7 protein-coding genes are annotated in these 11,660 nt (G+C 72.2%); 5 read left to right on the top strand and 2 right to left on the bottom strand.

The window, feature by feature from the left end:
* Positions 1-9: 9 nt before the first annotated feature.
* Entirely contained in the window at positions 10-1,845 is a 1,836-nt protein-coding gene (locus tag VGN18_RS12555; protein ID WP_327540034.1) for a phosphoenolpyruvate carboxykinase (GTP), read from the bottom strand.
* A 156-nt stretch (positions 1,846-2,001) separates the two neighbouring features.
* Between VGN18_RS12555 and VGN18_RS12550 the strand changes: the two genes are divergently transcribed.
* A complete protein-coding gene (locus VGN18_RS12550; RefSeq protein ID WP_327540033.1) occupies positions 2,002-2,484 on the top strand; it encodes a hypothetical protein in 483 nt (160 codons plus the stop codon).
* A 54-nt stretch (positions 2,485-2,538) separates the two neighbouring features.
* On the top strand, positions 2,539-8,049 hold the full coding sequence (locus VGN18_RS12545; RefSeq protein ID WP_327540032.1) for a carboxyl transferase domain-containing protein: 5,511 nt from the start codon (positions 2,539-2,541) through the stop codon (positions 8,047-8,049).
* A 230-nt stretch (positions 8,050-8,279) separates the two neighbouring features.
* On the opposite strand, the gene VGN18_RS12540 is transcribed toward VGN18_RS12545, so the two are convergent.
* Positions 8,280-8,567 (bottom strand): DUF1905 domain-containing protein, encoded by a 288-nt coding sequence (locus VGN18_RS12540; protein WP_327540031.1) that lies wholly within the window; start codon positions 8,565-8,567, stop codon positions 8,280-8,282.
* A 31-nt stretch (positions 8,568-8,598) separates the two neighbouring features.
* On the opposite strand from VGN18_RS12540, the gene VGN18_RS12535 reads away from it, so the two are divergent.
* Genes VGN18_RS12535 through VGN18_RS12525 form a run of 3 tightly spaced genes read left to right on the top strand, consistent with a single transcriptional unit; the run spans position 8,599 to position 11,647 of the window.
* Positions 8,599-9,081 carry a DUF664 domain-containing protein gene (locus VGN18_RS12535; RefSeq protein WP_327540030.1) on the top strand — a complete coding sequence of 161 codons (483 nt, stop codon included), beginning with the start codon at positions 8,599-8,601 and terminating at the stop codon, positions 9,079-9,081.
* The gene (locus tag VGN18_RS12530; protein WP_327540029.1) at positions 9,078-10,214 is read left to right on the top strand and encodes a MalY/PatB family protein; all 1,137 of its coding nucleotides are present in this window, start codon (positions 9,078-9,080) and stop codon (positions 10,212-10,214) included. The genes VGN18_RS12535 and VGN18_RS12530 overlap by 4 nt, the downstream gene beginning before the upstream one ends.
* Complete coding sequence (locus VGN18_RS12525) at positions 10,211-11,647, top strand: LLM class flavin-dependent oxidoreductase (RefSeq protein WP_327540028.1); 1,437 nt, start codon at positions 10,211-10,213, stop codon at positions 11,645-11,647. The genes VGN18_RS12530 and VGN18_RS12525 overlap by 4 nt, the downstream gene beginning before the upstream one ends.
* Positions 11,648-11,660 lie beyond the last annotated feature (13 nt).

Below are 11,660 nucleotides of genomic sequence, written 5' to 3'. Positions count from 1 at the left end.
CAGGTGGGGTCAGCCCTCGGCCTCCAGCGCCGCCGCCACCCGGCGGTGCGCCGCCCAGATCTCCTCGGGCAGGTTCGGGAACTGCTCGAGGTGCTCCTGCCGGTGCTCCATCTCCTGGCGCCAGCGCGGCACGTTGATGGACAGGATGGTCTCGAGGTCCTCGGGCGCGATGTCGACGCCCTCGAGGTGCAGTTCCTCCTCGGTCGGGATGATGCCGACCGGGGTGTCGCGCCCGGTGACCTCGCCGTTGTGCAGCTTCATCAGCCACAGCAGCGGACGCAGGTTCTCGCGGTAGCCGGGCCACAGGAAGTGACCGTCCTGGCCGCGCTGGAACCAGTTCACGTGGGCGAAGATCGGCTGCTCCTTGGCCTCGCCGATGATCTTCAACCAGTGCGCGGCGTACGGGCCCTCGGGGTAGGACATGAACGGCCGCATCGACATCGGGTCGTAGCGCAGCAGGCCCTCGACACCCTCGGCGGCGGCGGTCGCCTCGGCGCCCAGCGTCAGGCCGTCGTACACCCCCTCGGCCAGGTCGTGCATGGCCCGGATGAGCGGCTCGCGGTCGCGGGTGCGGCCACCGAAGATGATGCCGTCGATCGGCACGCCGTGCGGCTCGTTGTAGTCGGGTGCGATGTTCGGGACGTTGTCGAGCGTGGTGGTGAACCGGCTGTTCGGATGGGCCCACGGCGCGTCGTCGCCCGCGGCCCGCTCGGCGATCAGGTGGCCCCGCCAGTCACGCCAGCCGGTGATGTCGGCCGGCGGCTCGGGCGTGCGTCCCTCCCACCAGACCTCCTGGGTGTTCTCGTTGTAGGCGATGTTGGTGAAGATGGCGTGGGTGCCCTCGTCGACCGAGTGCAGGGCCGTCGGGTTGGTGATCTCGTTGGTGTCCTTCGCGACGCCGAAGACCCCGTACTCGGGGTTCATGCCGTAGAGCTTGCCGTCCTCGGGGTCGATCCAGAGCCACGCGATGTCGTCGCCGTAGAAGGTCACGTGATAGCGGTCGCCGAGCGAGTCGGGCGCCAGCATCATCGCGAGGTTCGTCTTGCCCGAGGCGCTCGGGAAGCCGCCGCAGATGTGATACGTCCGGCCGGTCTGCTTGTCCTTGATGCCGATGAGCATGAACTGCTCGGCGAGGAACTTGCCCGAGGCCCAGCCGTCGTAGGCGGCCTGGCGCAGCCCGTGCGCGATCTTGCCGAGCAGCGCGTTGCCGCCGTAGGACGAGCCGAAGTGCAGGATCGTCCGCTCGTCGGCGACGGTGACGAAGTAGCGCTGGTCGTCGGGGGTGCCCTGACCCAGGTTCTCGAGATCGCCGGTGACGTGGACGGCGCGGACGAAGCTGCTCTGGTCGTGCAGGTGGTTGATGTGGTCGACGCCGACGCGGGCCATGCGAATCATGTGGAGCACGACGGTGCGGGTGTCGGTCAGCTCGACGCCGGCGGCGTAGCGCTCGAGCGGGGATCCGGGCGGGGCCATCAGGTAGGGGACGACGTACATCGTCTTGCCGATCGACGCGCCTCGCATGCGCTCCTCGAGCAGCGGCTTCATCTCCGACGACGGGCGCCAGTTGTTGTAGACGCCCTTGTCCTCCGGGTTGCTGGTGGCGACGATGGTGCGCTCCTCGGAGCGCGCGGTGTCCTTCTCGTAGCTGCGGGAGTAGTAGCGGCCCTCGCCCGCGGGCTCGAGCTCACCGGCCTCGAGGGCCTCCTGGATCAGGCGGGCGTCGTCGGCGGCGCTCACGATCTCGACGCGCTCGGCCCCGGTCAGTTCGGCCCAGTAGGTGACGTACTCGCGCACGGCGGTGTTCGTCAGCCCAGCCTCGTCGAACGCCTTCTCCAGATCAGCCATCGTCTTCGGGTTCCTCTCGTTTGCACGTGGTGCGCCGTCGGACCGGTGCGCGGTGGACCCTGTATACCCACCCTTTCGATCGCCCCGCGAGTCGGGAGGGCCGAGGGTGACCGGCACCGGCGTTAAGGTGAGTGGGGTGATGAGGAGGCCGAGTCGATGACGACGGGCTACCGGTCGTGGCCGGGTCCGGTGCGGACGATGGCGGTCGCGGTCGACCGGGCCGTCTCGGCCGCCCGGGTAGGTGATGCCGAGGCGTTCGCCGACGCCCGGGCCGAGCTGGAACGCCTCGACCGCGGGCAGCTCGCCGCGCTGTTGGGCGATGTCACGCGCGACCTGATCGAGCGGGCCCACCCCGACGGCCTGGACTCCGACGACGCCGCGCAGATCCTCGAGTCCGCCACCCGGGCGGCGGCCCCCTGGTACCCCGCGTTCGACGCCGACGCGCTCGTCCGGGCCCTCGCCGGGACTCTCGGCGTCGACGACCCCGACGCGCCGTCCCCGCTGACCAGGCCGACCGTCCTCGCCCACGGGCTCCTGCTCGTCGCCGACCTGCTCGCCGGGCCGCCGGACACCCTGCCCGAGGTGCTCGATCTCGCGCTCCGCGAGCTCATGCGGGCCCAGACTGTCGAGCTCCCATGAGTACGACCCCGGGTGACTCGCTAGTAACCCCTTCGACGCGGAAGGCTGGAGGGCATGGTGTCTGACGAGATTGCCGAGAACGTCCCGTTCCGTCGTATTGCGGTGGTGAACCGCGGCGAGGCGGCCATGCGGCTCATCCATGCCGTGCGCGACATCAACGCCTCGGGCGCCGGCGAGATCGAGACGATCGCCCTGCACACCGACATCGAGCGCAACGCCATGTTCGTGCGCCAGGCCGACGTCGCCTACTCCCTCGGGCCGGCGTCGGCGCGCCCGTACCTGAACCACGACCTCCTGGAGCAGGCCCTGCTCGACACCCGGGCCGACGCCGTCTGGGTCGGCTGGGGCTTCGTCGCCGAGGACCCGAACTTCGCCGAGATGTGCGCCCGCATCGGCGTCACCTTCATCGGCCCGAGCGCGCATGCGATGCGCAAGCTCGGCGACAAGATCGGCTCCAAGCTCATCGCCGAGGAGGTCGGCGTCCCGGTCGCGCCGTGGAGCCGCGGCCCGGTCGATTCCCTCGACGCCGCGCGGGCCTCGGCCGCCGAGGTCGGCTACCCGCTCATGCTCAAGGCAACGGCAGGGGGCGGCGGGCGCGGCATCCGGGTCATCACCACCGAGGCCGATCTGGTCGACGCCTACCAGCGCACCCGCGACGAGGCCGGCCGCGCGTTCGGCAGTGACGTCGTGTTCCTCGAACGGCTGGTCACCGGGGCGCGGCACGTCGAGGTGCAGGTCATCGCCGACTCCTACGGCACGGCGTGGGCGCTCGGCGTGCGCGACTGCTCGGTGCAGCGGCGCAACCAGAAGGTGATCGAGGAGTCGTCCTCGCCGCTGCTGTCCGTCCAGCAGGTCGAGGACCTCAAGGCCTCGGCCGAGCGGCTGGCCGTGGCCGTGGGCTACTGCGGGGCCGGCACGGTCGAGTTCCTGTACCACCCGAAGGACAAGTCGTTCGCCTTCCTCGAGGTGAACACCCGCCTGCAGGTCGAGCACCCGATCACCGAGATCACGACCGGCACCGACCTCGTCCGGGCCCAGATCCACGTCGCCTCGGGCGGCGCGCTCGAGGGCACCAAGCCGGTCGAGTCCGGTCACGCCGTCGAGGCCCGCCTCAACGCCGAGGATGCCGACCGCGACTTCGCGCCGTCACCCGGACGCATCGAACTCCTCGAACTGCCCTCCGGCCCGGGCATCCGCGTCGACACCGGCGTCAGCGAGGGCGACGTCATCCCGGCCGACTTCGACTCGATGATCGCCAAGATCATCGCCTACGGCCGCACCCGCTCCGAGGCGCTCGCCCGGCTGCGCCGCGCCGTCGGCGAGACCTCCGTGATCATCGAGGGCGGCGCCACCAACAAGAGCTTCATCCTCGATCTGCTGGCCCAGCCCGAGGTCATCGACGCCAGCGCCGACACCGGCTGGATCGACCGCGTGCGGGCCGAGGGGCGACTCGTCTCCGACCGCCACTCCGGCATCGCGCTCGTCGCCGCCGGCATCGAGGCCTACGAGGACGACGAACGGGTCGAGCTCCGCCGCCTGCTGCAGGGTGGCCGCGGCGGCCGGCCGCAGGTGCAGCACCGCGAGGCGCGCCCGGTCGACCTCAAGCTGCGTGGCGCCGGCTATCGCGTCACCGTCTCGCGCATCGGCCCCGAGCGCTTCCGCGTCGGTGTCACCGTCGACGGCGAGGTGACCGTCGTCGGCGTCGACGTCGAACCGATCGGGGAGTACCGGCTGCGGCTCACCGCGTCGGGTCGGGTCTACCGGGTACTCGCCGCGATGCACGGGCCGGTGCACTTCATCGAGGTCGACGGCGTGGCCCACCGGATCAGTCGCGACGAGGGCGGCGTGCTGCGCTCGCCCGCGCCCGCGCTGGTCGTCGCCGCCCCGGCGCCCATCGGCACGGTCGTCGAGGCCGGAGCGCCCGTCATCGTCCTCGAGTCGATGAAGATGGAGACGCGGCTCAACGCACCCTTCGCTGCCACCGTGCGTGAACTGCACGTCTCGGCCGGCAGCCAGGTCGAGACCGGCACGCCACTGATCCGGCTCGAGGCCGTCGGTGGCGACGACGCCGCGGTGGTGGCCGGCGAGACGGTCGACCTCGACCTGCCCGCGCCCGGGGTCGACGGCCTCGATCCGGTGACGCGAGGTCTCGTCGACCTGCGCTCGGTGCTGCTCGGCTACGACATCGACCCCTCCGACGACGGACGGATGCTCGCCGACTACCTGGCCGCCCGCGACGCCGCTGCCGAGCGCGGCGACGACGTCGTGCTGGGCGAGATCGAGCTGTTCCGGGTCTTCGCCGATTTCGCCGAGCTGAGCCGCAACCGGCTGGCCGACGAGGAGATGCGCAACGAGCTTCGCGTGCACAGCCCGCGCGAGTACTTCTACAGCTACCTGCGCACGCTCGACGTCGAGCGCAGCGGACTGCCCGACACGTTCCGCGACAAGCTCGGCAGCGTTCTCGTCCACTTCGGGGTCACCTCGCTCGACCACACGCCCGAGCTCGAGCGTGCGGTGTTCCGCATCTTCCTGGCCCAGCAGCGCTCCACGCCCGACACCGCGATCGTCACCGCGATCCTGCAGCGCTGGCACACCGAGCCCGCGCCCGACACCCTCGCCGACGCCACCGCCCGGGACGTCCTCGAACGGCTCGTGCTCGCCACCCAGGCCCGCTTCCCGGCGCTGGGCGAGCTCGCCCGCAGCGTGCGCTTCCGCTGGTTCGACCAGCCCGTCGTCGCCGAGGAACGCACGGCCGTGCTGGCCGGCGTGCGCAGCGAGGTCGAGGCCCTGGCGGCCGACCCCGACGCGCCCGACCGGGCCGACCGCATGGACGCGCTCGCGGCCATTCCCGAGCGCATCGTCAGTTTCCTCGCCGACCGGCTGGAAGAGGGCGTGCCCAGCCACGAACCGCTGCTCGAGGTGCTCATCCGGCGCCACTACCGCGAGTACGAGCTGCACGAGCTCCGCTCGATCCAGGTCGAGGACCGCCCGATGGCCGTGGCCGACTACGTCCTCGACGGCAGCCCGCGGCGCCTCGTCTCGACCCTCGGCACCTTCGACGAACTCGTTCCCGACAGCTCGCTCGTCCGCGCGATCGGCGAGCAGGTGAAGGGCCGGCGGGCCGACCAGCAGGCGGTCGTGGACCTCTACATCTCCTGGCCCGACCCGCCCGCGGATCCGGACGAGTGCTCGGCCGCCCTGAAGGCGGTGCTGGAGCCGATCGAGCTGACCCGCCGGGTGCGGCGCGTCGCGGTCGGCGTGTGCGCGGGCGGCGGTCGCCCGGTCGCCTACTTCACCTTCCGGCCGTCGCGATCCGGCCTGGTCGAGGACGCGCTCGTGCGCGACCTGCACCCGATGGTCGCGCGCCGCCTCGATCTGTGGCGGCTGCGCGACTTCGACATCAGCCGGCTCGAGGCGCCCGAGGACGTGCTCATCTACCACGCCGTCGCGAAGGGCAACCCGGCCGACCAACGGCTCGTCGCGCTGGCCCAGGTGCGCGAGCTCGCGGTGGTACGCGACGAGGACGACCGGGTCGTCTCGCTGCCCCAGGTCGAGCGCGCGATCGCCAACTGCGTCGAGGGCATCCGGCGCGGACGGGCCCGGCTCGGCAGCCGCACCGTCGTCCTCGACATGAACCACGTCTGGGTACACGTCTGGCCGCCGATCGAGGCCGCGCTCGACCAGCTGACCGCGCTGCAGCGCGGCATCGCGCCGCTGACGGCGGGCGCCGGCATCGACGAGGTGCTCGCGCAGGGGCGGGTCGCCGCCGACGACGGCACGATCGTGCCGGTGGCCGCGCGGTTCTTCTACCAGTCGGGCGCCGGGGTGCAGTTCGCCGTCGACGCGCCGCCGACCGAACGGCTCAAGCCGCTCGACGACTACGCCCAGAAGGTGCTGCGCGCGCGGCGCCGCGGCACCGTCTACCCCTACGAGCTGCACGACATGGTGGCCGGGCCCAACGGCCAGTTCGTCGAGCACGACCTCGACGACGCCGGCAACCTGGTGCCGGTCGTCCGCCCGCCCGGGCTGAACAAGGCCGGCATCGTCGTCGGCGTCGTCACCAGCCCGACCACGCTGCACCCGCAGGGCATCACCCGCGTCCTGCTCAGCGGTGACCCGACCAAGGCGCTCGGGGCGGTGTCCGAGGCCGAGTGCTCGCGGGTCATCGCCGCCCTCGACCTCGCCGAGCGGATGCGGGTACCCGTCGAGTGGTACGCGCTGTCGGCCGGAGCGCGCATCTCGATGGACTCCGGCACCGAGAACATGGACTGGGTCGCCCGCGCGCTCAAGCGCATCGTCGAGGTCACCCAGGCCGGCGGCGAGATCAACGTCGTGGTGGCCGGGATCAACGTCGGGGCGCAGCCGTACTGGAACGCCGAGGCGACGATGCTGATGCACACCAAGGGCGTGCTGGTGATGACGCCCGACAGCGCGATGGTGCTCACCGGCAAGCAGTCGCTCGACTTCTCCGGCGGCGTCTCGGCCGAGGACAACTTCGGCATCGGTGGCTACGACCGGGTGATGGGCCCGAACGGTCAGGCGCAGTACTGGGCGCCCGACCTCAAGGGCGCGCGCGACATCCTGATGGAGCACTACGAGCACGCCTACATCGCGCCGGGGGAGTCCTCGCCGCGCGTCATGCCGACCGAAGATCCGGTCGAGCGCGACATCACCACGATGCCGCACGACCACCCGGACAGCGACTTCGCCACGATCGGCGACATCTTCTCGGCGACGAGCAACCCCGACCGCAAGAAGGCGTTCGACATCCGGACGGTCATGGGCGCGCTCGCCGATCAGGACCACGAGACGCTGGAGCGGTGGTCGGGCATGGCCGACGCCGAGACGGCGGTCGTGTTCGACGCGCACCTGGGCGGCCGGCCGGTGTGCCTGCTCGGCATCGAGTCGCGCAGCGTGCCGCGGCGCGGCTTCCCGCCCACCGACGGCCCGGACACCTACACGGCCGGCACGCTGTTCCCCCGCTCGTCGAAGAAGGCGGCGCGGGCGCTCAACACCGCGAGCGGCAACCGTCCGGTCGTCGTACTGGCGAACCTGTCCGGCTTCGACGGGTCACCGGACTCGATGCGCAACCTGCAGCTCGAGTACGGCGCCGAGATCGGGCGGGCGATCGTCAACTTCGACGGCCCGATCGTGTTCTGCGTCATCTCGCGCTACCACGGTGGCGCGTTCGTCGTGTTCTCGAAGGCACTGAACCCGCGGATGACCGTGCTCGCCGTCGATGGCTCGTACGCGTCGGTGATCGGTGGTGCTCCGGCGGCGGCCGTCGTGTTCGCCGGTGACGTCAACTCGCGAACCTCGGCCGATCCGCGGGTCCGCGAGCTCGAGGGTCGCGTGCGCGCGGCGGCCGAGGCCGATCGCGCCCCGCTCGCGGCCGAGCTCGCCACGGTGCGGGCGGCCGTGCGGGCCGAGAAGCTGGGTGAGGTCGCGGCCGAGTTCGACGGCGTGCACAGCATCCACCGCGCCGTCGAGGTCGGCTCCGTCGATGCCGTGATCGAGGCCCGCGAGCTGCGTCCCCGCATCATCGCCGCGCTGCGTCAGGGCTGACCGTCCCCCCGTCCCCCCCGCCCCCTCGCCCTCGCCCTCCGTTGAGTGGCGAGTTGCAGGTTGAATGGCGCGTACCTGAGCGCCACTCAACCGTTTACTCGCCACTCAACGGGTGGGCCGGATGCGGGCCGGAGCCCTGGGACGGGCGAAGAACCGGTATCGGTCAGACGGCATGCGTAGGCCGTCCGGGTCGGCGGCGGCGGGGGCGCGCAGGTTGGCACGCCGGCTTGTCATACGTCGACGTTGAGCCGCACAGTCACGAGATCGCCGACGTCGACTTGTTCCGCCTTCCGCACCGCGGCCCGGATCGGGACGATGTAGCCACCGTCCTTCGGCCAGAGCGACGTCGTCCAGGAGGAGGCGCCGAGGCGGGCGGTCACGGGGATCATGCCCCAGCCGTACGTGACCAGGGCGGACGCGGACTCCAGAGCGGCCGCGGCGTCGTCCGGCACGCTCACGAAGTGCCAGGGGGACGGCCCCTTCCAGAACCAGATCTCGCCCTGGATCTCGAGGTCCATAGGCTCCACCCTAAGGCGACGGAGGCGGCCCATGATGGCAATGAACGTGTCGGTGTCGGCCGACGACTACCTGTACTTCGTCGGGCGGGCCCTGGGCGGGATGGACGCCATCGTGCGGGAGCTGGGTGATGCGCGGGCCGGCGAGCGAGCGTCCCTGCCCGGCGCCAACTCGCCCTACGGGTTGCTGACGCACTGTCTCGGCGTGGTCGAGTACTGGGCCGGGCACCTGGTCGCGGGTCGCACGATCGAGCGCGATCGCGCCACCGAGTTCGACGCCACCGGCCCGGTCGACGACCTCCTCGCCCGCAGTGCTGCGGTGTTCGCGCAACTCCGCATCGACGTCGTCGGCAGCTCACCGGCGGCGCCGCTGCGCCACGAGCCCGACGGGTGGGCCGTCGGGCCGGATCGCCCGCTGACCCAGGGCGCTGCGTTGCTGCACGTCTACGAGGAGCTCGCGCAACATCACGGCCAGATGGAGATCCTGCACGACGCGGTGCGGGACTCCGCCCGATGAGCGGCGCGTTCGACCCGTCGCTCGAGTGGCTGCGGGCGAAGCGAGGTGTGAAGTGGGCCCGACCGAGTGCGGCCGTGCTGCCGGCCTGGGTGGCCGACATGGATTTCCCGCTGGCGCGCCCGATCCGGGCCGCGATCGAGGCGGCGCTCGACCGGGGCGATCTCGGCTACCCGGACTGGCCGGTCGATCCACTCGCCGAGCCGTTCACTGCGCGCATGGCGCAGCGCTACGGCTGGTCGCCCGACCCGGCGCACGTCCGCTCGCTGACCGATCTCATCCAGGCGGTGCAGCTCGTCCTGCACCTCGGCACCGAACCCGGTGACGGCGTCGTCGTGCACACCCCGAACTACCCGCCCTTCCTCGCCACCATCGCCTCGATGGGCCGCACGACGATCCCCGCGCCCCTGGTCGTGGACGACGGCACCTGGACGTGGGATCACGCGGCGCTCGATCGGGCCGCGGCCCGGGCGCGGGTGCTGCTGCTGGTCAACCCGCAGAACCCGACCGGCCGCTCGTTCACGGCCGACGAGTTGGGCCGCCTCGCCGAGCTCGCCGAGCGGCACGACCTCGTCGTGATCAGCGACGAGATCCACGCCGACCTGACCCACGATCCGCGCCGGCACGTCCCGTTCGCCTCGCTCGGGGCGGAGGTCGCGGCCCGCACCGTCACCGTCAGCTCGGCGACCAAGGCGTTCAACATCGCCGGCCTGCGGACCGCACTCGCACACGTCGGTCCGGCCGAGCTGCGTCGCCGCTGGGACGCGCAGCCGCCGGACCTGTTCGGCGGGGTCAACGTGCTCGGCGTCGAGGCGACGCTCGCCGCATGGCGGGACGGCGGGTCATGGCTCGACGCGCTGCGCGCCCAGCTGCGCACCAACCGGGATCGCGTCGCCGCGTGGGCGGCCGGGCACGACGGCGTCTCGTGGCTGCCGCCCGAGGCCGGCTACCTCGCCTGGCTCGACATTCCGGAGATCGCGGGCGACCCGGCCGCGAGGTTCCGGGCCGCCGGGGTCGAGTTGAGCCCGGGCCCGGACTTCGGGCCGGGGAACGAGACCCGGGCCCGCCTGAACTTCGCGACGTCGTCGGCGGTTCTCGACACGATCCTCGAGCGGCTCGACGGCGCACTCGGATGACGGCGAGCGAACCGCTTCCGGACCCGGCCGTCGTTGTGCTGGTCGGTGCGTCCGGTGCCGGCAAGTCGACCTGGGCGGCGGCGCGGTACCGGACCCAGGAGATCGTCTCGTCCGACGAGTTGCGCGGGGTCGTCGGCAGCGGCCGGCATGACCTCGACGCCTCGGTCGACGCGTTCCGCCTGCTCGACGACATCGTCGCGGCCCGCCTGCGCCGTCGTCTCACCTGCGTGATCGACACGCTCGGGCTCGACCCGGACCGGCGCCGCGGCTATCTCGCCGCCGCCCGCGCGGCCGGGCTGCCTGCGGCGGCCGTGGTGTTCGACGTGCCGGCCGCCGCCGTGCGGCAGCGCAACGCGGAGCGCGACCGGCCGGTCCCGGCGCCGGCGCTCGCGACGCAGCTGTCCCGTGCCGCCGACGCGCGGGCCCAGGTGGAGATCGAGGGTTGGGACGTCGTGGTCCGCGTCGAGGTCGAACCGGTCGAGCCGGCCCGCGTCGAGAGCACTGCTCTCGCAGAGGAGAGCAGTGCTCTCAGAGACGGTCCGGAGGTGTTCTTGCAGGTGTCCCGCTTCCCGTGGGGGGCCGATCCGGGGGAGTGGCTCACCAGCATCGCCCGGGCCGCCGACGAGGCCGGCTTCGCCGGGCTCGCGCTGATGGATCACCTCATCCAGATCCCGCAGGTCGACCGCGCCTGGTCGCCGATCCCCGAACCGTTCGTCACCCTCGGCCTCCTTGCCGGCCTGGACACCCGGCTGCGGCTCGGCCCCCTCGTCTCGCCGGTGACGTTCCGGGCGCCGGGCATCATCGCCAAGACCGTGGCCACCCTCGACGCGATCAGCGGCGGGCGGGCCTTCCTCGGCCTCGGCGCGGGCTGGTGGGAACGCGAGCACGCGGCATTCGGCCTGCCCTTCCCGCCGCCGGCCGACCGGCTCGACCGGCTCGAGTCGTCCCTCGAGATGATCCGGGCCCTGTGGTCGCCGGGCACGAAGGCGTTCGTCGGGGCGCATGCGTCGCTGCCGGAGACGACCTGCTACCCGCGGCCGGTCTCCGACATCCCGATCATCGTCGGCGGCAACGGCGTGCGGTCGCTGCGGATCGCGGCCCGCCTCGCCGACGGCGTCAACCTCCGCGGCGCCGACGAGACCGTGGGCCGCCTGATCGACCTTGCGCACGGCCTGCGCCCGGAGCTGGCGGTGTCGGTGCTCGATCTGCCCGTAGTGGGCCGGGACCGGGAAGAGGTGTGGCAGCGGGTGGAGCGGCTGCGCGGCCGCACTGCGGCCGCGACCTTCGCGGCGTCGCACCACGCCGGCACCTACGTCGAGCAGCGGGCCCGCTACCGGGCCCTCGCCGAGCGCGGCGTCACGTCGGTCTTCGTCGCGCTCGGACATATCGAGTCGGCGCAGGACGTGCTCGACGCCGCACCGATGCTCGGCTGAGCCGACGGCCCGC

Source organism: Jatrophihabitans sp., assembly GCF_036000465.1.
Classification (GTDB): domain Bacteria; phylum Actinomycetota; class Actinomycetes; order Mycobacteriales; family Jatrophihabitantaceae; genus Jatrophihabitans.
This window is presented reverse-complemented; position numbering and strand designations above follow the sequence as displayed.